This is a genomic window from Halomonas sp. McD50-4, assembly GCF_022348135.1.
Lineage (GTDB): Bacteria > Pseudomonadota > Gammaproteobacteria > Pseudomonadales > Halomonadaceae > Vreelandella > Vreelandella piezotolerans.
Window position 1 is genome coordinate 186,769 of sequence record NZ_JAKRFG010000005.1, and the last position, 21,915, is coordinate 208,683.

Here is a 21,915-nt window from a genome sequence, read left to right on the forward strand (position 1 = left end):
CTATGGGCGGGTGTGGCTCAGTTGGTTACGCAAACATTCGCTTGATGGTAACGTCATCACTGCATCACGAATAGATGAATAACGAACAGGCGTTACGGCTAATGGCTCAGGCACCCCTTCAGGTCGTTTGGTTCAAACGCGATTTACGCATTCACGATCACGCACCGCTGGCCAACGCCGCGGCGGCAGGCCCGGTGCTGCCGCTGTTTGCCATCGAGCCTGGGCAGTGGCAAGCGCCCGACAGCGCCCTGCGCCACTGGCAGTTTGCCGCCGATTCGCTGCTAGACCTTGCCCAGGCGCTCAATACGCTGGGCTTGCCGCTCTGCCTGTGGCAGGGCGATATGGTGGAGTGCCTGGCGGCGCTAAAAGCGCACTACGGCGAACTGGTGCTGCACTCCCACCAAGAGACGGGCAACGCCTGGAGTTTCGAACGCGACCAGCGCGTTCAAGCGTGGTGCCACGCCCACCAAGTGCACTGGCAGGAAGCCCGCCAGCAGGGCGTGATTCGCGGGTTGAGCAGCCGCACGGGGCATCGATCCCGCTGGGAAAGCCACTGGGAATCGCTTATGGCCGCCCCCACCTACCCCGCCCCGCCAACAGCGGTGGCCGCACCCGGTTGGGAAGCGTTTCATTACGTAGACGTAGCGCAACTGCCCTCGCTCACCTTGGGGTTCGATACCACGCCCTGCCCCCAACGCCAGCGGGGCGGGCGCAGTGAAGGCCGCTCGCTGTGGCTGAGCTTTATTACCCAGCGCGGGCGGCGCTATCGCGGCTCGCTCTCTAAACCGTTACTGGCCTGGGAGTTTGGTTCGCGGCTCTCCCCACACTTGGCCTGGGGCACACTCTCCATGCGGGAAGTGGTGCAATCCTTGCGCCGCCAGCGGCAAAAGCACGCCGACGACACCGCCTGGGCCCGCTCACTGCGTGCCTTTACCTCGCGACTCTACTGGCACTGCCACTTCATTCAGAAGTTGGAGAGCGAACCCAGCATCGAGCATCAAACGTTGCACCCGGCGCTGCGCGGCCTGCGGGAGCGCGACCCGGAACACCCGCACCTGATCGCCTGGAAACAGGGCCAAACCGGCGTGCCACTGGTGGACGCCTGCATGCGAAGCCTGACCGCCACCGGCTGGATCAACTTTCGCATGCGCGCCATGCTGCTCTCCCACGCCACCTTCGGCCTAGGGCTGCACTGGGTTGAGCCAGCCTTACATTTGGCGCGGCTATTCACCGACTTCGAACCCGGCATTCACTACCCCCAAGTACAGATGCAAGCAGGCGCTACCGGCACCAACGCCATGCGGGTCTACAACCCGATCAAGCAGGCAGAAGATAACGACCCCACCGGCGAATTCATCGCCCGCTGGGTGCCAGAGCTGTCGCCCCTGCCCATGGAATGGCGTGCCAAGCCCTGGGCACTACCGGAAAGCCTGCAAAAGCGGTTCGGCTTTCAACCGGGCGTCGACTACCCCATTCCCAACGACTTCGAAGCCGAAGCGCGCCACTGGAAGACGATGCTGTATGAACTGCGCCGCACGCCGGAAGCGAGGGATGCCAGTCAGGCGATTGTGGAGAAGCTGGCGAGTCAGCGGCGGCCATCGGCTCGGCGCGGTAAGAAAGTGAAGGCTGATAATCGGCAGCAGCTTTCGCTATTTGAGGAGGGCGGGTTGGAGGGTAGGTAGCGGTTACGACGGCGGAGGATCACCTTGAGCGCTTATTGTGCGGGTGATCGCAACTCTCAAATAGAGTTGACGACTGTTCATGCCTACGTAAAAATCACAACGACATACTTTTTGACCTCCCTCTATAGGCGCAGTGTACGCAAAATATAATGCTAAAAACCAGGAGCCATATGATGTTTAACGCGATAGGCAATAGGATGTACACAGCAAAAGTTCAGGCCGAAATTGGAGCTCAATTTGATAAGGAGATTAATGGCGTTCTAAATGTATCGCTACGAAAGCAATATTTTATTAATGCCGTTGTTGCGTCTGTACCGGTGGAAAAGTTTCAAACAGCCAAAAAACATGAAATCAAGATATTCTATGCCGCTCTAATTTCTTTTGCTGCTTATCTTGCAGAGGTAATGAAAGGAAACATCACACCAAATAGTGAGATAGAGGCCGCAGTTTGTGTTTGCCTGATAAATAGGGTAGAGCGGGTCAATTTAGACCTCGTCAGCGAGCACGAACGCGCAATGGTTTATTCAGCACTCCAGACGCTAGAAGCATTTCAAACAAAATAGGAGCATAAGAAGCACAAGAAAAACAGAGCTAGTTTACACCCGATAACCTGAACTACACCACTGACGCATAACGCCGGTAACACCCGGCTAATTTTGTGGGGGCAAAGCCGGAGCAAATTTGGCTCAGGTGATTACCTTTGTTAGAGCTGCTCGTAAAATTCATAGAGGTCATTTATTCCACCACAATTATTGCCTACTCTACTTTTGAAGTAGCGTACAATATTTTCGTATTCTCCCCACTGACCGAAATCGTACCTAGTCGCACAGGTAGCGCGAGGGTTGTCAGGACAAAGACACTGGAAGATAAAATTGAATTGCATTTCTCCAGAAATAAACCAAGCCTGATTGTCACGTCGATTCAACCTCTCCGGTGAACACAGAAGACCTCTTATACGTGTGTTGCCCTGATGATCCACTGTCGGAGGGCAATCCCTTCGCAAGCTTTCGGTTTTAAACGACTCATAAACCTCCAGTGCAAGTTTTTCAATACTTTCTTCTTGATACAATCCGGCCCAGCGAATAATTGATGCGACCCTTTCCGGTGAGTCCAAAAGAGCTTGATTAAATTGAAGAGGCTTTCCTTGGCTTTTCACTTCACAGATTACCAACTCTATCTTGCTAGGGGATAGGTTTAACAACGCATCTGGCTCAACCAACCTCTCAGGCTCACGGCTATATGGAAACCGGACACCCAAAACATCTATTTCTGTTGCAACGCGCCCATGATCTGGTGAATGAACAATAAACCCAGTAACGAAATATCCATTTAGTCGAAGATACAATGAAAGAAGATTTTCTTGTATTTGTGACTTTTGCTTGGGATCCATGTTCATTGCTCTAACAAGTATTAGACAGCGCGTTCTATGTTTGGATGAACGTGCCGATATGATCATCCGAAAAACTCAGCCCGCAAAACCATCTCAAAACTTTGATTTTAATATGAATTGATCTTATTAGACTGCACATTCAACACTCGCACTTCTACTGCATTCGCCAGTACCTCCACGTTAGGAGGTCACCTATTTTGCTATATTTCTCATCCACCCTACCAAATTCAGCTTAGCACAGGCCGCTTAGGATGGCTGACTATCTCAGCTTTGAACTTTCAACGCATAAAAAAAACCCGCCCATCGCCAACAGCTTACGCTGCCTGACGATGGGCGGGCTTGTTACTGCTTAAACGCTACTAGCTCAGCGCTTCCAACGACGACTCAATAATACTCAACCCTTCCTCCAACACCGCAGACGACACCGTCAGCGGCACCAGAATGCGGATGCTGTTGCCGTAGAAACCACAGGAGAGCAGGATCAGGCCTTTCTCGCGGGCTTTGGCGCAGAGCGCGGCGGTCATTTGCGGGTCGGGCTTGCCTTCACCGTTGAGCAGTTCGAACGCGGCCATGGCGCCGAGCTGGCGGCCGTGGGCGACGGCGGGGAAGCGCTCTTCCCAGACGGCGAAGCGTTCGGCCAGCATGTTGCCCATCTGCTCGCTGCGGGCCAGGATGTTCTCTTCTTCGATGGCTTCGATCACCGCCAGCGCCGCCGCGCAGGAGAGCGGGTTGCCGCTATAGGTGCCGCCCAGGGAGTTGGGGCCGGAGGCGTCCATCACCTTGGCGGTGCCGACCACCGCAGAGAGCGGCATGCCGTTGGCGAGGCTCTTGGCGGTGGTGAGGATGTCCGCTTCGATGCCGCTGTGTTCCAGCGCAAACAGCTTGCCGGTACGGGCGAAGCCGGACTGTACTTCGTCGGCGATCAGCAGAATGCCGTGCTCGTCACACAGCGCGCGCAGGGCTTTTAGGTAGTCCGGTGAAGCGATGTAGAAACCGCCCTCACCCTGTACCGGTTCAATCACGATGGCCGCCGTGCGGTGCGGGGCGATATCGGTTTTGAACAGCGTGCGAATGGCGTTCAGCGAGGCTTCTTCGCTGATGCCGTGCAGCGGGTTGGGGAACGGTGCGCGGAACACGTCGCCCGGCATGGGGCCGAAGTCGTTCTTGTAGGGCAGCACCTTGCCGGTCATCGCCAGGGTCATCATGGTACGGCCGTGGAAGGCACCGTCGAAGGTGATGATGCCGGTGCGGCCAGTGGCGGCGCGAGCGATCTTTACGGCGTTTTCCAGCGCTTCGGCACCGGTGTTCACCAGCATCGCTTTGCGCTCGGGGCCGCGCACCGGGGTGAGTTCGCAGAGCTTTTGGCACAGCTGCACGTAGGGCGCGTAGGAAATGACCGCCGCGCTAGTGTGCATGACTTTCTTGAGCTGCGCTTCAACCGCCGCGACGATTTTGGGATGGCGGTGGCCCAGGTTGAGCACGCCAATGCCGCCCGCAAAGTCGATCCAGCGTTTGCCGTCGGCGTCCCACAGTTCGGCGTTTTCAGCGCGCTCGGCAAACTGGGTGGTCGGCGTGGCGGCACCGTTGGCCACGAAGCGGTTTTTCAGGTCGTTCAATTCTTGGTTAGTCATCATCGTTCTCTTTACAGGCCGCCAACGCAGACGTATTTCAGTTCGGTAAATTCATCGAGGCCGTGGTGGGAGCCTTCGCGGCCCAGCCCGGACTCTTTCACGCCGCCAAACGGCGCCAGCTCGGTAGAGATCAAGCCTTCGTTCACGCCTACCATGCCGTACTCCAGCTGCTCCATGGTGCGCCAGATGCGGCGGTAATCCGTGGCGTAGAAGTAGGCGGCCAGGCCAAACGGGGTATCGTTGGCCATGGCGATGGCTTCTTCATCGCGCTGGAAGCGGAACACCGGGGCTACCGGGCCGAAGGTCTCTTCATCAGCGACGGCCATTTCGGTGGTCACATCCGCTAGCACCGTGGGGGTAAAGAAGCGATCACCCGCCGCGTGGGGCTGGCCGCCACACAGTAGGCGCGCGCCTTTGTTCACCGCGTCGTCGATGTGGCGCTGCACTTTATCCACCGCTGCCTGGTTGATCAGCGGGCCGATGATGCTGCCGTCGGCCAGGCCGTCGCCTACCTTGAGTGCGTTCACGCGTTCGGTGAGCTTGGCGACGAAGGCATCGTAAATGCCGTCCTGCACCAGGAAGCGGTTGGTGCACACGCAGGTTTGCCCGGCGTTGCGGAATTTGGAGGCGATGGCCCCGTTCACGGCGGCGTCCACGTCGGCGTCATCGAAGACGATGAACGGCGCGTTGCCGCCCAGCTCCATGGCGGTTTTCTTCACCGTGCTGGCGCACTGGGCAAGTAAGTGCTTACCCACTGGGGTAGATCCGGTAAACGACACTTTGCGCACTCGAGGGTCGGTGGTGAGTACCTCGCCCACGGCAGCGGGTTTGGAGGCAGTGACCACGTTGATGGTACCGGCGGGCAGGCCCGCTTCCAGCGCTAAATAAGCAGCGGCCAGCGCGGTGAGCGGCGTGGCTTCAGCGGGTTTGATCACCACGGTGCAGCCAGCGGCCAGGGCCGGGGCGCACTTGCGGGTAATCATCGCCAGCGGGAAGTTCCACGGGGTGATCGCGGCGACCACGCCCACCGGTTCGCGCAGTACGAGCAGGCGCTTGTCCGCGCCGTGGCTAGGCAGGGTTTCCCCGGCCATACGCTTGGCTTCTTCAGCGAAGAACTCGATGAACGATGCGCCGTAGGTCACTTCGCCTTTGGCTTCCGCCAGCGGCTTGCCCTGCTCTAGGGTCATCAGACGGGCTAGGTCGTCGGCGTGCTCATTGATCAGCTCAAACCAGCGACGCAGCAGCGCGGAGCGCTGTTTCACCGGGGTGGCGCGCCAGGCGGCACCGGCTTCGTAAGCGGCGGCCACGGCGTCGCGGGTGTCGTCGGCGCTCAAGTCCGCCACGTGGGCGATGGTTTCGCCGGTGGCGGGGTTATCGACGGCAAAGGTCTGCTGGCCTTTGCGCCATACACCGCCCACCAGGGCCGGTACGGCATCGTGCAACCACTGTTCGATAAAGCTCATAGCGTGCTCCTTTAAAGGGGTTGGAACGGCTTACAGGTCAGCCATCATGTGTTGGTCGCTGTAGGCGCGGCCGTAGGTACGCAGGGCGTGGATGTAAAGCCCCACACCGAGCAAAGACCAGCCCGCGAAGATCGACCACTCAGCGCCGCTCAGTGCCGCCGGGCTACCGGGCAGGTAAAGGCAGGCCATGCCAAAGGAGAGGACGACCGCCAAGGTGCCGCACAGCTTGCCGTGGCGAATGCGGAACGGGCGCGGCATATCCGGCTCGCGAACCCGCAGCACCACGAAGGAGATGGCCACGAACAGGTAGGCAATCACGATGCCCAGGCCACCGGCGTTGACGATCCACACCAGCGCGGGGCGGCCGAAGAACGGGGCGATACAGGAAAGAAAGCCCATCAAGAAGATGGCGTTGGTGGGCGTTTTATAGCGCGGGTGCAGCTTGGCAAACGTCGCAGGCAGCATGCCCGCTTTCGCCAGGGCGTAGATCGCCCGCGAGCCGCCAATGTAGAAGGCGTTCCAGCTGGTAATGATGCCCGCAATACCGGCTAGAACCATCAGGTTGCTGGCCCAGGGGGCGTTGAACAGGCTGCCCATGGCATCCGGCACGCTCAGGGAACTCGCGGCCAACTCGGTGCTGTTCAGGGCCAGGCTGGTGGCCAGAATGATCAGCGCGTACCACACCACCGCCAGAATGACCGACATCATCAGCACTTTGCCGATGGCTTTGTAAGGCAGGTTGATCTCTTCGGCGGCTTGGGGAATGACGTCGAACCCCACGAACAGGAACGGCACCATGACCAGCACCGCGACGATGCCCGCCATCACGCCGGAATCGGCCTGGGTGAATAGCGGCATCATGTTGATGGTCTCGCCTTCGAACAGCGCGCCCGTGACAAACAGCACGCCAACCAGCAAAATCATGCCGGTCACGACTTTCTGGAGAAGCGCGGCGGTGGTCACACCGAAGTAGTTGATGATCATCATGGCGAGCGAGCCGCCGACACCGACGGCCACCCAGGTCGCTTTTACTTCCCAGCCCGCGATGGTCCATAAGTGGCCCACCGCGTAGTTCGGTGCCAGATGCTCAATGACGGTGGGCAGCGCCACGGCTTCAAAGGCCACCACGCTTAAATAGCCTAGAATGATCGCCCAGGTGCATAAGAAAGAGGGTAAGTGACCCAGGGCGCGGTAGCTGTAGACATGCTCGCCGCCTACTTTGGGCATGGCGGAAGCCAGCTCGGCGTAGGTCAGGCCCACCATGATGATCGCTAAACCGCCGATAATGAACGCTAAAATGGCACCGATGCTGCCAGCGGATTGAATCGCGGTGCCGGTCAATACAATCCAGCCCCAGCCAATCATCGCGCCGAAGGCGAGGGCTAATACGTCGCCGCGGGCCAGTACCCGGACGAGCTTGTCCTGTTCAGAAGAGGGAGTGGTCATCGCACAGTATCCTGCAGGTTATTGGATGTTGTCGTTGGCGCTCTTTGGCGCAGTGTCCTGATTCCGGTGGCGGAATAGTGACACGCTAGCAGGCGGCGCTCAGAACGCGAATGCACCACTTTGGCGTTCGACTAGACCACTTCTTCAACGCACCAAATAAGTGCATACATGGCATCATGCTTTCGTCTAAACGCCTGATGGTAGCGGGCTTCACGCGGGAAAGGGGGCGCTGATATGGATCGCGAGCAGGTCTTGCACCAATTCAAGCAACTTTATGCACTCCAACCGGAGCGGCTGAGTAAGCAGGTGCGCATCGAGCAAGCGCTGCGCCAGGCCATTACGCAGCAGTGGCCCAGCGGGCTGCGGTTGCCCTCTCATCGTGTGTTGGCCGATGCCGTGAACGTCGCGCGCCAAACCCTGGCCTTGGCAATAGGCACACTGCTGGAAGAGGAGTTGCTGAAAACCGCCCACGGCCAGGGAACCTGGACGTGTAAACCCACCGCGCCACCGCCCCCAGCGCCGACCCACGTTCAGCTCTCCCAGCGGGCCCAGCGGGTGCTGCAAGGCCCTGGGGCCAGCATGATTCAGAGCGGGGCCTTCGTGCCCGGCATTCCGGATATCGCCCAGTTCCCCATGCGCAAGTGGCGCCAGCTCTACGCCAGCGTCACCGTGCCGCAAAATGCGCTGCTGCTCTCCTACTCCACCGGCGGCTACGGCCCACTAAAGCGGGCGATTCGTGATTTTCTGGCCCGCTGGCGGGATATCCATTGCGATACCGAGCAGATCATCATTACCGATGGCACCCATAACGGCATCGAGCTGTGCGCCGTTGCCTTGGCAGACGTGGGCGATACGGTGGCGATGGAGTCGCCCTGCTACTGGGGGGCGCGCAACGTGTTTACCGCCGCCGGGCTGAACATCGACATGCTGCCGTGGCGGCCGGAACAGGGCCATGCACTGCCTACTTCCCCCGGCCCCGTGGCGCTGGCTTACCTCACCGGCTCGCACCACTACCCGCTCAGCGTGCCGACCCGCGCCGCGCATAAACGTCAGCTATGTGAGGCGTTATCGCCTACCTACGTGGTGGAAGATGACTATGAATTTAACCGCGACGACCACCCTAACCTGCTGTTCGATGCCCACTCCGAACGCCATTTGCTGGTAGGCTCTTTCTCCAAGATGATGTTTCCCGGCCTGCGGCTGGGCTATTTGGTGGTGCCGCGCCATTTGGCAGGGCCCATGAACCGCCTGCGCAGCGAGCTGTTTCGTGAGGGCCGTATGCTGGACCAGGCCGTGCTCGCCCAGTTCATTTTCGATGGTGATTTGGATGCTTGGTGTCGGCGCATTCAGCGGGACTACTTAGGCCGCCAGCAGGTGCTGCACGACCAGCTACGTTCGCTGCCCCAGGTGCGCTCGGTGTCACCGCCCAGCAGTGCCATCAGCCTGTGCGTGGAGTTCGAGCCGGGCATCAACGATGTGGCCATCGCGCAATCGCTGCTGAAAGAGCACTTGATCGTGCGGCCGTTGAGCCCGGTGTGTGCACCGAACGACCCACGCGTGGGATTGGTAATGGGGGTGGGCATGCTGTCAGGGGAAACACTGGTGCGCGAGGCGCAGCGCCTGCGCCGCTGCCTGGAGCCGCTGCTGCGCTAAGCGGCCAACGAGCTTTATTCGTCGGTACACACAAAACGTGAGCAACACGACTTATCCACAAGGACCGTCCTATGTATCGCCCTGTTGATAGCTTTTGGGTTTCTGCTTTCTCTGCTGCTTCTTCCACCGCCTCGCTACGCGGGTGGCTGGCCGTCGCGGCCATGCTGCTACTCTCTGGGTGCGCCACCTTTGCGCCCAGCCCTCCAGAAGATCAGACCAACATCTGCGAGATTTTCCGCGAACAGCCCAGCTGGTACGACTACGCGAAAGATTCGGAGGAGAAGTGGGGAACACCCATCGCGACCCAAATGGCGTTCATTCAGCGGGAGTCCTCGTTTCGCAGCCACGTGCGCCCAGACCGCAAATACTACCTGGGCTTCATCCCCGGCCCGCGCCCGTCGTCCGCCAAAGGCTACGCCCAAGCTCAAGACCCGGTATGGGGTGAGTACGAAGACCAAGCGGGCAGCCTGTTTGCCCGGCGCACGCACATGAAGCACGCTACCGATTTCATTGGCTGGTACAACGCCCGCACTCGCGCCCAAACGGGCATCTCGCTCAACAATCCTGAACACCTCTATTACGCCTACCACGAGGGCGCAGGCGGCTATCAGCGGGGCAGCTATCGCAGCAAACCCCAGGTGCTCAACGCGGGCCGCCAAGTGGCGAGCCTCTCTAACCGCTACCAGGCCCAGCTCAACAGCTGCCAGGCAGAGTTCCAGTGCCGCAAGTTCTATCAGGTGTGGCCGTTCTGTCGTAGCTGAGGGGGTCGTTCATGACACTGTTGATGGGCGTCGCCTTTGTCGGCGTGGTGTTTTTTACCTCCTTGCTCTCCGGCGTGTTTGGCATGGCGGGCGGGCTGGTATTGCTGTGGTTCCTGCTGGTGATGTTTCCTGCCAGCACCGCCATGGCCGTGCATGGGGTCATTCAGCTAACGTCCAATGCCTCTCGGGCGTGGCTGTCGCGGCGCTTTATCGTGTGGCGCATTGTGGCGCTGATGGCCTTGGGCGTGCTCAGCGCGGCGGGGCTTCTGCTGCTGTTTAACTACACGCCCAATGCGGCCACCGTTTCCTTATTGATCGGGCTGCTGCCGATTTTGGTCTGGACGCCCAGGCACTGGTTCCAGCTAGACGCCCATCGCGCCAGCCACGCGTTTTGCTGCGGCATCGCCTCAGGCGGCCTCACGATTGCCGCCGGGGTATCCGGCCCGCTGATCGATATCTTCTTCGTGCGCTCTCAGATGGACCGCCGCCAGGTCGTCGCGACCAAGGCCATGATTCAAGTGGTCGCCCACTCCATCAAAATCCTCTTCTACTTAGGTGCCGCCCTCGCGCTCAGCGCGGGTGAGTGGAGCATCGTGCTACTGGCCGCCCCGTTTGCCATGCTGGGCACGCAAACCGGCACACGGATTCTGCACCGCCTGACCGACGCCAACTTCCGCACCTGGACCCGCTGGATCGTGACTGGCATTGGCGTGTTTTACTTCCTGCAGGGGGTGTATCTGCTAACCCGTTGACCGTTGATGGCCTTAGCGGCGCGCTTTGGATGGCGACCTATACTGACCTTACCAAACGCTGGAGGTCGCCATGGATTACCACCACTACCGCGAAGCCCTTGCCACCTCGCTTACCCAAAGCGAGCTACCCTTTGCCCCCGCCGAGTATCAAGCGCGCCTGGAAACGGTGCGCCACGCCATGGCGAAGCGCGAGTTGGATGCGCTACTGCTCACCGATCCCGCGGATATCAATTATTTGACCGGTTACCACACCTTTGAGGTGTCGGTGCATGCCTGCTTGGTCTGCACACAGGAAAAGCTCGTTCTTCAAGTGGCCTCGATTGAAACGGGTGCCGCGGTGGTCACCGCCCGCGTAGATGAGATCATTGGCTACCGATGGGAAAACCTGAATGAAATCATCGACCCGTTGGCCGACCTGTTAACCCCCTGCCCGCGCATTGGCATCGACGGCTGGAGCAGTGGGCTGCGGGTGGGCGTGATGAACGCCCTCGCCCAGGCAGTGGGCCAAGAGCGCTTTTTTGAAGCGGGCGACCTGCTGGATGCCATCAAGATCGTCAAAAGCAGTGCCGAACTCGAGATGCTTAAAGAGAGTGCGCGCATCACCGCCGCTGGCTTAGAGACGGCGATGGCCGCCATTCACCCCGGCATGACCGATAACGACATTGCCGCCATTGGCGCCAAGGCGCTGCTCGAAAACGGCAGCGAGTTCATGAGCCTACAGCCTATTGTGACCAGCGGGCACCGCATTGGGGTGATTCACGTGAACCATAAGCGCCGCGTGATTCAGCCCAACGAGCCGGTCTTTTTAGAGTTCGGCGCGGCGTATCAACGCTACACCGCACCGATGATGCGCACCGCCGTGACCGGCACGCCTAACGCCGCCCTCACCGCCACCCAAGACCTCTGCCGCTCGATCTTTGAAACCCTCTGCGAGGCCATGCGTCCCGGCCACTCCTTCGATGCCGCGGCCCTGGCTGCCGATGCGCTGCTGGCCCCTCGACGCGACGAGCTGTTTTTTTCGGGGGTGTTTGGCTACGCCGTGGGGGCACAGTTTCCACCCAGTTGGGTAGAGGGCACGGGGTACATTGCCAAAGGCCAAGCCCGCTCCTTCGAAACCAACATGGTGTTTCATTTACCGCTCTGCCTGCGGGTACCCGGCCAATGGGGCGTTGGCCTGAGCGATACCGTGGTGGTCACCGAGCAGGGGGCAAAACCGCTCACCAACAACGACTGGCAGCTTTATCAGGCCAGCGATACGTCCGTGCGCTCATAGCCTGAGATTGACACCGCGATTGAGGGAGGCTATCTTCACCAGAAATGCAAATGAGAAACACTCTCTTTTTTAGCCAGCACCTGGGTAGATAAAGAGCCGTTGAGGTAAAGGGACGTCACATGACCAGTGAACAGCGCCAGCTTCGTCAAACCCTGCTGTTTTTACGCACATCGTTTGAAGCCGTTCAGCACTCGATTGCCGGACGGCTAGAAGACCCGCTGCCCTGCTGGCTAGACACCAGCATGCTCTCGATGCTCTCCCGAGAGCTGACCCGCTGCTGCCAGCAGGCCAAGCCACTGTTCGCGCCTGCGGTCGTGGAGCAGCTCTTTATCGCCTCCCAGCAATGCGACCTGCTGCTCAAACAGTGCCCCGGCGTGCTCAGCAGTGCCGTTTGCCACCGTCAGCTCAGCGCAATCATGCTGCCGCTCGCCAGCGCCATTCGCCAAATCGATACGCCTGCCAAGCGCCGCTGGCCTTGGCAACGGCACTAAACGAACGCTCATTGACGCCCCTTAACCCCGCCCCATTTGCTCGGCGGGGTTTTGTTTTACGCGACCGTCCCCATTAACCATAGCCATCGCATCGTCGTTGGCGCTTACTAGTAAACTGGTCTATTCTATTTGCCACGATGATACCCACTACTTCAAAAGGAGTTTTGCTCTATGGCGTATGAAACGCTGTTTACCCCCATTACGCTGGGTAGCCTGACACTTCCTAACCGCGTCATCATGGCACCACTGACACGTGCTCGCACGCCGGACAGCATCCCGGGCAAGATCCAAGAGGCGTATTACGGCCAGCGCGCAGGGGCAGGCCTGATCATCAGCGAAGCCACCAACATCTCTCCCACTGCCCGTGGCTACGTGTACACACCCGGCATCTGGACCGACGAGCAGGAAGCCGGGTGGAAAGGCGTCGTGGACGCCGTTCATGCCAAAGGTGGCCGCATGGCGCTGCAGCTGTGGCACGTTGGGCGCGTTTCCCACGAAATGGTGCAACCCAACGGACAGCAGCCGGTAGCCCCCAGCGCGCTGAAAGGCGAAGGCGCTCAGTGTTTCGTCGAATTCGAAGATGGCACCGCTGGTCAGTACCCCACCAGCACGCCGCGTGCGCTGGAAACCGACGAGATTCCCGGCATTGTGGATGACTATCGCCAAGCAGCCATCCGCGCCAAGCGCGCCGGGTTCGATATGGTCGAAGTCCACGCCGCCAACGCTTACTTGCTGAACCAGTTCCTGGCCACCGGCAGCAATAAGCGCACCGACCAGTACGGCGGTTCGTTAGAAAACCGTGCCCGCTTCCCTCTGGAAGTGGTCGATGCAGTGGTAGAAGTGTTTGGTGCCGAGCGTGTTGGCATTCGTATGACGCCGTTCATCGAGCTGTTCGGTTTGACCGACGACGAGCCGGAAGCGATGGCGTTCTATATGGCCGAAGAGCTCTCCAAGCGCGGCCTCGCCTACCTACACCTGAACGAGCCGAACTGGGCGGGCGGCGATATCACCTTCCCGGCCGGTTTCCGTGAGCAGATGCGTGAGCGCTTTAGCGGCAGCCTGATCTACTGCGGCAACTACGACGCCGAGCACGCTGAAGCACGCATCAAGGAAAACACCGCCGATGCCGTGGCCTTTGGCCGCCCCTACATCGCCAACCCCGATTTGCCGGAACGCTTCCGCGTCAATTCCCCGCTGACCGAACCGAACCAGGAAACCTTCTATGGCGGCGATGAGAAGGGCTATACCGATTACCCATTCATGGATAACGGTTACGACCGCATGAGCTAAGCGACGTTGCTGACGTTGCTAAGGCATGACGAGGGTTTCCCCATAGGGGGAACCCTTATTCTTGAAAAGCATCACTTAGGTGGTGCTTTTTTTATGCCTTGAACGCGTAAAACGCTGTTAATCTGTTGATTCTATCGTTTTAACGCGATAACCCTACTGCTGGAGAGGTCGCTCATGTTCGGTTCTTTGATGGCGCTGCTCGTCTCGCTCCTGCTGGTGGGAGCTGCCGCCATGACGGGCGCGCGCTTTCGCCCCGACGGCTGGTATCGAACACTGCGCAAACCCCGCTGGACTCCGCCCGATCTGGCCTTTCCCATTGCCTGGGGTATTCTCTATCTATTGATGGCGATCGCGGCATGGCGGATCTATATGGCGGACGACTCGCCGCTACGCAGCGCGAGCTTGGCCGTCTATGGCGCCCAGCTGCTGGCCAATGCAGCGTGGTCCTGGCTGTTCTTTGGGCGCAAGCAGATCGGCGCGGCGCTGGTGGATATCGTGGTGTTGTTGGGATTGATTACACTGGCCATTGGCCTATTTGCCCAGGTGAATACCTTCGCCGCGTGGCTAATGGTGCCTTACTGGCTGTGGGTCGCCCTTGCGCTGGCACTCAACGCCACCATTTTGCGGCTCAATCGCGCCTAGGTGTTACATAACGAAAAGGTTTCACCCCATGGATACAACGTCACTTCCCGTTCTACTGGCCTTTACCTCGCTGCTACTCGGCGTGGTGGCCGTGGTGATTTTTGCTTATGTCGTGCTGCCAAAACGGCGCCGTGCCAAGGCCAAGGCCACTGAGGCTCCCGCACCGGTCGCAACGCCCACGCCGCCTCCTGCGGACGCGCCGCCGCCCGCCCCCACCAAGCGCACGGGCAAGGTCAAGCAGCACTCGCTGTTCGTCATTTTTAACCAGCCGGATGACACCACCGACGCGCGTTTGACCGAGTGGCTGCGGAGCAAAGGCGCCCATTACGACGCCATCAAGAAGGTGTTTTTGATCGACGGCCAGCAAGCGTCTAACCCCATTACCGTGGCGAATGCCTTCCCGCCGGGAGAGATGCCTGACCTATTACGCGGGGAAACCCACGAGCCGATCCGCGGCGTTAGCCTGCTGGTGAAGCCGCCGCTGCATAAACGCCGCAATCAGCAGATGCACGTGTATGTGGAACTCGCCAAGGAGATGAATGAGACCTTCAGCGGCGACATGCTGGATGCCGACAGGGAACCTGCCAGCGAATCCACCTACGCCCAGATCATCGGTTAACTCATACCACGCCTTGGCTACGCAGGTAGTCGTCGTAGCTGCCGCTGAAATCGACGATGCCCTCCGGCTGCATGTCGATGATGCGTGTGGCGAGACTGGAGACGAACTCGCGGTCATGGCTGACGAACAGCAGCGTGCCGGGGTAGTTTTCCAGCGCCAGGTTGAGCGCTTCGATGGACTCCATGTCTAGATGGTTGGTGGGTTCGTCCATCAGCAGCACGTTGGGATTGGTGAGCGTTAACTTACCGAACAGCATCCGCCCCTGCTCGCCGCCGGAAATCACCTTCACCGATTTGCCGATATCGTCGCTGGAGAACAGCATGCGGCCCAGCGCGCCGCGCACCACCTGCTCGCCCCCTTTGGTCCACTGGCTCATCCACTCGAACAGGGTGGCGTCATTGGCGAAGTCGTCGGCATGATCCTGAGCGAAGATGCCAAGCTCGGCGGCATCGGTCCACTTCACTTCGCCAGCATCAGGGCGCAGGTCACCGGCCAGGGTTTTCAGCAGCGTGGTCTTACCAATGCCGTTGGGGCCGATGATGGCAATCCGCTCGCCCGCTTCCACGGTCATGGAGAAGCGCTTGAACAGCGGCTCGCCGTCGTAGCCTTTGGTAATGGCATCGACGTTCACCGCGTTGCGGTGGATTTTCTTGTTCTGTTCGAAGCGGATGAACGGGCTGACGCGACTGGAGGGTTTGATGTCTTCCAGCTTGATCTTGTCGATCTGACGCGCCCGCGAGGTGGCCTGCTTCGCTTTCGATGCGTTTGCCGAGAAGCGGCTGACAAACTGCTGCAGTTCGGCAATTTGCGCTTTCTTCTTGGCATTGTCGGCATACTGACGCTCACGCGCAGCGGTGGCCGCCGTCATGTAGTCGTCGTAGTTACCGGGGAACAGGGTGATTTCGCCGTAATCCAGGTCGGCCATGTGGGTGCAGACGCTGTTCAGGAAGTGGCGGTCGTGGGAAATGATCACCATGGTGCTGCTGCGCGCTTTCAGAATGTCTTCCAGCCAGCGAATGGTGTTGATATCCAGGTGGTTGGTAGGTTCGTCGAGCAGCAGTACGTCCGGGTCGGAGAACAGCGCCTGGGCCAGCAACACACGCAGCTTCCAGCCGGGGGCGACTTCGCTCATGGGGCCGGTGTGCTGTTCGATGGGAATGCCCAAGCCCAACAGCAGCTCGCCCGCGCGGGACTCGGCGGTATAGCCGTCCAGCTCGGCAAAGCGCACCTCCAAGTCCGCCACGGCCATACCGTCTTCTTCGCTCATCTCGGGCAGCGAGTAGATGCGCTCGCGCTCGGCGGCCACTTTCCATAGCTCGGCGTTGCCCATGATGACGGTGTCGATCACCCGCTCGTTCTCGTAGGCAAACTGGTCCTGACGCAGCTTGCCCAGACGCGTGCTGCTGTCCAGCATCACCTGCCCGGACGTGGGCTCCAGCTCGCCACCGAGAATTTTCATGAAGGTGGACTTGCCGCAACCATTCGCGCCAATCAACCCGTAGCGATGGCCATTATTGAACTTGACGGAGACGTTTTCGAACAGGGGCTTGGCCCCAAACTGCATGGTGATATTGGCGGTGGCGATCAAGATAGAGACCCTGGTTGGCGACATAGCCCTGTTGGAGGAGCGGCATGCGTGCAAAAGCACGCGATTCTACGCGCCTTTGGGCCACGTTACATCTCCCCTCAAGGCTTCTGCTCACCGTCTTTTACTGGCTGCGCGGGCATGTCGAGCAGAAAACGTTCACCATCAATCGCTTGGCGGAGTCTCGAGTGGAGAATCTCGACAATGCCCGCGTGCTCACCTACTAGCGCGGTGGTCGCCACCGTTAATCCGCGATGGCGTTGCTCGGCGGCGGCGCAAATCTCGGCAATGTCACCGCCTTCACCGGCATGACGGCCTGGGGAGAGAAACAGCATCGCCAGCACCACGTGGCCGCTGCTGAATTCGGGAGTATCCAGCAGGTCCTCCAAGAGCGGCTCGTTGAAGCGGTACTCATCGCCGTCACGTCGCTCCATGGAAGCGGCCGCCACGCAGCTCACCTCGTCGCCCAGCAGGACGCTCAACTGCCCGGCCAGGCGGTTACGGACGGCGGTGACCTCGGGAATCGGGCTGCCGTGATCCACCAGCGCGACCTTAGCAGCGTCATTTTCGGGCAGTTGGGCGCGCACGTGATCGGCCAACAGTTTCGCCAAACGCAGGTCGTTATGACCGAGCTCATCCACCAGCGGCTGTGCGACGCGCACCGTCACATCAGGGAAGCGTGCCTGCAGCGCGGCCATCCGCTCCGGTAAATACCCCGTGAGGGCTTTGCTGGGGCCGAAGAAAAACGGCAGCACGACGATCTCGGTGGCCCCCGCTTCGGCGCTGCGTTCGGCAGCGGGGCCCAGCGTGATGGCCGGAATGCCATCGACCTCTTCGGCGGGGATTTTATTGGAGTGCAGCAGCGAGGCCGCTTGAACGGTTTCCTCGAGCTGCTCACTCAGCGCCGCCGCCACCCGACGCAGATTATGGGTCGCTTGGGGGCGTAGAGAGCCGTTATCGACAAGAAAAATAGCGCGCATCGCGTTCGTCCTTTTCAGTCAAAGCGTGGATGAGCCGCCAGCACATCCGCAGCGGCTCGGTGTAGCTGGGCGTGGCGTGCGGCGAGAGCGATGATATCGCGGTCGTAGCCACCGCCAATCACCGCCGCGACGGGAATGGCCGCCTCGCGACAGAGGTTCAACACGTAGTGATCTCGGGCATACAGCCCGTCGCTGCTTAGCGATAAATAGCCCAGGCGGTCGTCGTGATGCACATCTACCCCCGCATCGTAGAGCACCACGTCGGGTTGGTAGGCAGCAAGCACCCCAGGCAGCCAAGAGGTCAGTTCGGCCAGATACGCAGCATCGCCCATGCCGTTGGGCAGGGCGATATCCAGGTCGCTTTTTGCTTTGCGGGCGGGAAAGTTTCGCGCCGCGTGCATGGACAACGTAAACACGCCTGGCACCTTTTCAAAGAGGCGCGCGGTGCCATCGCCCTGGTGCACGTCGCAATCCACGATCAGCACCCGCTCTGCCCAGCCCTGCGCCAGCGCGTGGGCGGCGGCCACGGCTAAGTCGTTGATCAAGCAGTAGCCGCTGGCGGCATCTGCATGGGCGTGGTGCGTGCCGCCCGCCGAGTTACAGGCAAGCCCGGTGGCCAGGGCCGCTTCCAGGGTGAGCAGCGTGCCGCCGGTTTCCAGCCGCACTCGTTCCACCAAGGCCTCGGACCATACGAATCCACTGCGCCGCTGGGCGGCACGATCGAGCTGACCGTGCACAAACGCATGCACGTAGTCACGGGTATGCACGCGTTGCAGGCTTTCCAGGGTGGCCGGCTGGGGCGTGTGCCACTCGATGGGACACGCCAACGTTTGCTCGCCCAACAGCTGCCGAAGCACCCGAAACTTTTCCATTGGAAAAGGATGATTGGCTGGCAAATCAATCGTATAACCCGGATGATGAACCACCGTTAACGCCATGCGCGTGTTGCCACTTTGGTCACGAATGTAGATCGCTTATGTTGCTTGATACCACGACGTTAAACCAGCAGAGAAACTTCTTCGACGGCCATGCGGCTATTTGGCTATTTGGCTACGGTTCGCTGATTTGGAAGGCCGATTTTGAGTATCTAGAGCGGCGCCCGGCGGCCATTACCGGCTGGGCGCGGCGCTTCTGGCAGGGCTCCCACGACCACCGGGGCACGCCGGACGCGCCGGGACGTGTGGCCACCCTGATTCGTGCCGAAGGCGCGGTGTGCCACGGCATGGCCTACCGCATCACCCCAGAAGTGCTTGCCCCGCTGGATGTGCGGGAGAAAAACGGCTATCTACGGGAGAAAGTCACGCTGACCTTTCTGGATGAAGCGGGCCATCCCGACCCCGCACAAGCGCCTACCGACGGGCTGATATATCTGGCCAGCGAGGATAACCCAGCGTTTTTAGGCGATGCGCCGCTGGCCGAGATCGCCCAACAAATTGCCCAGGCCCACGGCCCCAGCGGACCCAACAGCGCCTACTTGCTCAACCTGGCCCAGGCGCTGCGCGAACTGGGCACCGAGGATGCGCATATCTTTGCCCTGGAGGAGCAGTTACAGCGCTACCAGTAGCGCGGGTAGCGGCGGTGACGGGCGAGGTTATTGACCAATATCGCGACCAACAGCATGACGATGCAGCCCGCGCCAATGGGCATCAGCGGATACCACCAGCCCAATTGATGCACGCTAGCGCCGCCTGCCACGGCAATCAGCGCTGCGGCAGCTCCTGGCGGATGCACGGTATGGGTGAGCTGCATGATCAAAATGGAGAGCGACACCGCCAGCGCCATGGAAAGGGGCGTGGCGCCCAGCCATTGATAGCAGCCTACCCCCACACAGGCAGAGAGCACGCTACCAAACAGCACGTGGCTTGGCTGGGCAAACGGACTTTCCGGGGCCGCGTAAATCAGCACCGAGGTTGCCCCGAACGAGCCCACGATCAACAGCTGCTGGGAGAGCCATTCGACGCTTAGCCAGCAAATCAGCGCCATGCCGGTAAAGGCTCCCAGCCATGACCAGCAGGCATCTTGCCAACCCACCCGAGGGCGCGGCGTCCGTTCTCCGCGCATTTTGCCAAGATACGTCTTCATCGCACTCGCCTTTGCACAAAAAGAGTGCAGATGATGACAAAATGCACCACAGAAGCAAATGACAATGCGTCATGGATAGATGAGATTCGCTCAAGCCAACGTTACCGAAGACAGCCGGACGAGCCGACGCTTTAGCGTTTGCCCTCCCGCCGCGGTGCTACATCATCAGCCACGACAGGATAAACAGTGCCACCAGCGTGCGGAAAATGCCGCCGATGATGGAACCGCGCAGAAACGCTCGCAGCCCGCCCCATAGGATCAGTAGACCGATCACCAGTATCGCGAGGCTCAAGAACGAGTCGTTGATGCCCAGCGAACGCGTCAGCCCGCCGATGAAGTCATCGAAGGCACCAAAAAAATTGGTGAAGATTCCCACCAAAAACTCCACCACCACGCGGATGGCCTCACCAATCGCTTCACCAATACCTTCAAAAAATCCGTTTGCCTGCATGCGTGTTGTCCGTTGCTCGAAGATGATCGTCTAAAAAGAATAGCGGGAAGTTAAGTGCTCAACGATAGTCGGCATTGTGTGTGAAAACACAGCTTGTGAAAACACGGTGTGTGAAAACACGCGAACTGGCAAAACCACGTCATGGGCAGCTTCCACCTTTCGCCTATTCCCTTTTTAGCACTTCCGCGTTACAACAGTAAGCATGCATGTGCGGGAGAGACTGGTGCACGACACCAGCGCCGAAGGAGCAACGACCCCGGAAACTCTCAGGCCAACGGACCGCAATCGCTAACGTTTTTACCAATACGTTCCGAAGAGTGGTTGATGACGGCGTCACTCAACCCACCGAAGGAGCAAGCGCCACCACATTGGCGTGAATCTCTCAGGTTCCATGACGGAAGGGGTACCCCTAGCAAACACCTTTGCTGAGGGTATCGCCCGACGCTCATACAATCTGTGGAGATCATCATGCAACGCATTGCAGTCATTGGCGGTGGCATTACCGGCATCACCAGCGCCTACGCCCTCGCTAAACGCGGCTTTGACGTCACCGTCTTCGAGAAACATCGCTACGCGGCAATGGAAACCTCCTTTGCCAACGGCGGTCAGCTGTCCGCCTCGAATGCCGAGGTATGGAACCACTGGCCCACGGTCATCAAAGGCCTGCGCTGGATGCTGAAAAGCGACGCCCCGCTGCTCGTCAACCCTCGCCCCACCTGGCACAAGCTGAGCTGGTTTGCCGAGTTCATCGCCGCCATTCCCCGCTATGCCGACAACACCACCGAAACAGCACGCTTGGCGATTGCTGCCCGAGAGCACTTGTTTCAGTGGGCCCGCGATGAGCAGATCGAGTTCGATGTGAAGCAAAAAGGCATTTTGCATATCTACCGCGATAAAGCAGGCTACGAGCACGCAGCCAAGGTGTCACAGTTGCTCCAAAAAGGCGGGCTCGAGCGCCGCGCCGTCACCCCAGAAGAGATGCGCGCCATCGAGCCCACCCTAGCGGGTAACTATTACGGCGGTTTCTTTACCGAAAGCGATGCCACGGGCGATATCCATAAGTACACCAACGGCTTGGCGAAAGCCGCTGCCAAACGCGGCGTGCAGCTCAACTACGGTCATCAAGTGACCGACCTGGGTGCGGATGAGAGCAGCGCCTGGATCAGCGCGGTGGTCGACGGCGAAGAGGTTCATCAGAGCTTCGATAGCGTAGTGGTGTGTGCGGGCATTGGCAGTCGCGCCATCGCCGCCAAGTTAGGCGACCGTATGAACATCTACCCGGTCAAAGGCTACTCCATCACAGTACAGTTGGATGACGCCGCCTCTCAGCAAGCAGCCCCCACGGTCAGCCTGCTGGACGACGAGACCAAACTCGTCACCAGCCGCTTGGGCAACGACCGCTTCCGCGTGGCGAGGACGGCAGAGTTCAACGGCGCCAACCGCGACATTCGTAACGACAGGATTCAGCCACTGGTGCGCTGGGTGGAGCAGTGCTTTCCAGGTGTGAGTACTCAGCGGGTGGTGCCGTGGGCGGGGCTACGCCCGATGATGCCGAACATGCTGCCCAAGGTCGGCCCCGGCAAATTGCCCACCGTTTTCTACAATACCGGTCATGGCCACCTAGGCTGGACGCTCTCGGCGATCACTGCCGAGATGCTCGCCGACGCGGTCGATCACTCACATGCCACGTCACTCGCGATCACCCGCTAGACGCGGTAACCCAT

Annotated in this window: 21 protein-coding genes and 2 riboswitches; of the genes, 12 read left to right on the forward strand and 9 right to left on the reverse strand. The window is 59.8% G+C overall.

Features of this window, described 5'->3' with window-relative positions; translation table 11 throughout:
* Nucleotides 1-101 precede the first annotated feature (101 nt).
* Together MHM85_RS08390 and MHM85_RS08395 are read left to right on the forward strand one after the other, a co-directional pair.
* Entirely contained in the window at nucleotides 102-1,682 is a 1,581-nt protein-coding gene (locus MHM85_RS08390) for an FAD-binding domain-containing protein (protein ID WP_219862031.1), read from the forward strand.
* A gap of 170 nt (nucleotides 1,683-1,852) precedes the next feature.
* Nucleotides 1,853-2,245: a hypothetical protein gene (locus tag MHM85_RS08395; RefSeq protein ID WP_219862034.1), complete on the forward strand. Its 393-nt coding sequence runs from the start codon at nucleotides 1,853-1,855 to the stop codon at nucleotides 2,243-2,245.
* 140 nt (nucleotides 2,246-2,385) lie between these two features.
* Here MHM85_RS08395 and MHM85_RS08400 read toward each other — a convergent pair whose 3' ends face one another.
* The 4 genes from MHM85_RS08400 to MHM85_RS08415 all read right to left on the reverse strand — a co-directional run bounded on the left by MHM85_RS08400 (nucleotide 2,386) and on the right by MHM85_RS08415 (nucleotide 7,612).
* Entirely contained in the window at nucleotides 2,386-3,072 is a 687-nt protein-coding gene (locus MHM85_RS08400) for a hypothetical protein (RefSeq protein ID WP_239285710.1), read from the reverse strand.
* A 359-nt stretch (nucleotides 3,073-3,431) separates the two neighbouring features.
* On the reverse strand, nucleotides 3,432-4,703 hold the full coding sequence (gene gabT, locus MHM85_RS08405; RefSeq protein WP_219863953.1) for a 4-aminobutyrate--2-oxoglutarate transaminase: 1,272 nt from the start codon (nucleotides 4,701-4,703) through the stop codon (nucleotides 3,432-3,434).
* An 11-nt stretch (nucleotides 4,704-4,714) separates the two neighbouring features.
* Nucleotides 4,715-6,166: an NAD-dependent succinate-semialdehyde dehydrogenase gene (locus MHM85_RS08410; protein ID WP_219862038.1), complete on the reverse strand. Its 1,452-nt coding sequence runs from the start codon at nucleotides 6,164-6,166 to the stop codon at nucleotides 4,715-4,717.
* A gap of 30 nt (nucleotides 6,167-6,196) precedes the next feature.
* Nucleotides 6,197-7,612 (reverse strand): APC family permease, encoded by a 1,416-nt coding sequence (locus MHM85_RS08415; RefSeq protein WP_219862040.1) that lies wholly within the window; start codon nucleotides 7,610-7,612, stop codon nucleotides 6,197-6,199.
* Nucleotides 7,613-7,846: 234 nt separating this feature from the next.
* Here MHM85_RS08415 and MHM85_RS08420 point away from each other — a divergent pair, with 234 nt between their 5' ends.
* The 8 genes from MHM85_RS08420 to MHM85_RS08455 all read left to right on the forward strand — a co-directional run bounded on the left by MHM85_RS08420 (nucleotide 7,847) and on the right by MHM85_RS08455 (nucleotide 15,093).
* Nucleotides 7,847-9,265, forward strand: a complete 1,419-nt coding sequence (locus MHM85_RS08420) for a PLP-dependent aminotransferase family protein (protein WP_219862042.1) — start codon at nucleotides 7,847-7,849, stop codon at nucleotides 9,263-9,265.
* A gap of 71 nt (nucleotides 9,266-9,336) precedes the next feature.
* A complete protein-coding gene (locus MHM85_RS08425) occupies nucleotides 9,337-10,026 on the forward strand; it encodes a lysozyme-like domain containing protein (protein WP_219862044.1) in 690 nt (229 codons plus the stop codon).
* A gap of 11 nt (nucleotides 10,027-10,037) precedes the next feature.
* Nucleotides 10,038-10,778 (forward strand): sulfite exporter TauE/SafE family protein, encoded by a 741-nt coding sequence (locus MHM85_RS08430; RefSeq protein ID WP_219862046.1) that lies wholly within the window; start codon nucleotides 10,038-10,040, stop codon nucleotides 10,776-10,778.
* 70 nt (nucleotides 10,779-10,848) lie between these two features.
* Nucleotides 10,849-12,051 carry a Xaa-Pro peptidase family protein gene (locus MHM85_RS08435; RefSeq protein WP_219862049.1) on the forward strand — a complete coding sequence of 401 codons (1,203 nt, stop codon included), beginning with the start codon at nucleotides 10,849-10,851 and terminating at the stop codon, nucleotides 12,049-12,051.
* A 119-nt stretch (nucleotides 12,052-12,170) separates the two neighbouring features.
* On the forward strand, nucleotides 12,171-12,542 hold the full coding sequence (locus MHM85_RS08440) for a hypothetical protein (protein WP_219862051.1): 372 nt from the start codon (nucleotides 12,171-12,173) through the stop codon (nucleotides 12,540-12,542).
* A gap of 171 nt (nucleotides 12,543-12,713) precedes the next feature.
* Nucleotides 12,714-13,832, forward strand: a complete 1,119-nt coding sequence (locus tag MHM85_RS08445; RefSeq protein WP_239285712.1) for an alkene reductase — start codon at nucleotides 12,714-12,716, stop codon at nucleotides 13,830-13,832.
* A gap of 174 nt (nucleotides 13,833-14,006) precedes the next feature.
* Nucleotides 14,007-14,474, forward strand: a complete 468-nt coding sequence (locus MHM85_RS08450; RefSeq protein WP_139525860.1) for a TspO/MBR family protein — start codon at nucleotides 14,007-14,009, stop codon at nucleotides 14,472-14,474.
* Nucleotides 14,475-14,502: 28 nt separating this feature from the next.
* Entirely contained in the window at nucleotides 14,503-15,093 is a 591-nt protein-coding gene (locus MHM85_RS08455) for a cell division protein ZipA C-terminal FtsZ-binding domain-containing protein (protein WP_219862055.1), read from the forward strand.
* A gap of 1 nt (nucleotide 15,094) precedes the next feature.
* Here the strand turns inward: MHM85_RS08455 and MHM85_RS08460 are convergent, their stop codons facing one another.
* The 3 genes from MHM85_RS08460 to MHM85_RS08470 form a co-directional block, all read right to left on the reverse strand.
* A complete protein-coding gene (locus tag MHM85_RS08460; RefSeq protein ID WP_219862057.1) occupies nucleotides 15,095-16,681 on the reverse strand; it encodes an ABC-F family ATPase in 1,587 nt (528 codons plus the stop codon).
* Nucleotides 16,682-16,779: 98 nt separating this feature from the next.
* A complete protein-coding gene (locus tag MHM85_RS08465) occupies nucleotides 16,780-17,658 on the reverse strand; it encodes a CbiX/SirB N-terminal domain-containing protein (RefSeq protein WP_219862059.1) in 879 nt (292 codons plus the stop codon).
* Nucleotides 17,659-17,672: 14 nt separating this feature from the next.
* Nucleotides 17,673-18,596, reverse strand: a complete 924-nt coding sequence (locus MHM85_RS08470; protein WP_219862061.1) for a histone deacetylase — start codon at nucleotides 18,594-18,596, stop codon at nucleotides 17,673-17,675.
* Nucleotides 18,597-18,634: 38 nt separating this feature from the next.
* Between MHM85_RS08470 and MHM85_RS08475 the strand changes: the two genes are divergently transcribed.
* A complete protein-coding gene (locus MHM85_RS08475) occupies nucleotides 18,635-19,222 on the forward strand; it encodes a gamma-glutamylcyclotransferase (protein WP_219862063.1) in 588 nt (195 codons plus the stop codon).
* On the opposite strand, the gene MHM85_RS08480 is transcribed toward MHM85_RS08475, so the two are convergent.
* Nucleotides 19,213-19,740 carry an HPP family protein gene (locus MHM85_RS08480; protein ID WP_153842974.1) on the reverse strand — a complete coding sequence of 176 codons (528 nt, stop codon included), beginning with the start codon at nucleotides 19,738-19,740 and terminating at the stop codon, nucleotides 19,213-19,215. The genes MHM85_RS08475 and MHM85_RS08480 overlap by 10 nt on opposite strands.
* A 157-nt stretch (nucleotides 19,741-19,897) precedes the next feature.
* Nucleotides 19,898-20,191, reverse strand: coding sequence for a hypothetical protein (locus MHM85_RS08485; protein ID WP_153842973.1), 294 nt, complete (start codon nucleotides 20,189-20,191; stop codon nucleotides 19,898-19,900).
* 201 nt (nucleotides 20,192-20,392) lie between these two features.
* Nucleotides 20,393-20,483, forward strand: a riboswitch (glycine riboswitch).
* Nucleotides 20,484-20,491: 8 nt separating this feature from the next.
* Nucleotides 20,492-20,599, forward strand: a riboswitch (glycine riboswitch).
* A gap of 60 nt (nucleotides 20,600-20,659) precedes the next feature.
* Here MHM85_RS08485 and MHM85_RS08490 point away from each other — a divergent pair.
* Nucleotides 20,660-21,901 (forward strand): D-amino acid dehydrogenase, encoded by a 1,242-nt coding sequence (locus tag MHM85_RS08490; protein WP_239285714.1) that lies wholly within the window; start codon nucleotides 20,660-20,662, stop codon nucleotides 21,899-21,901.
* Nucleotides 21,902-21,915: the final 14 nt, after the last annotated feature.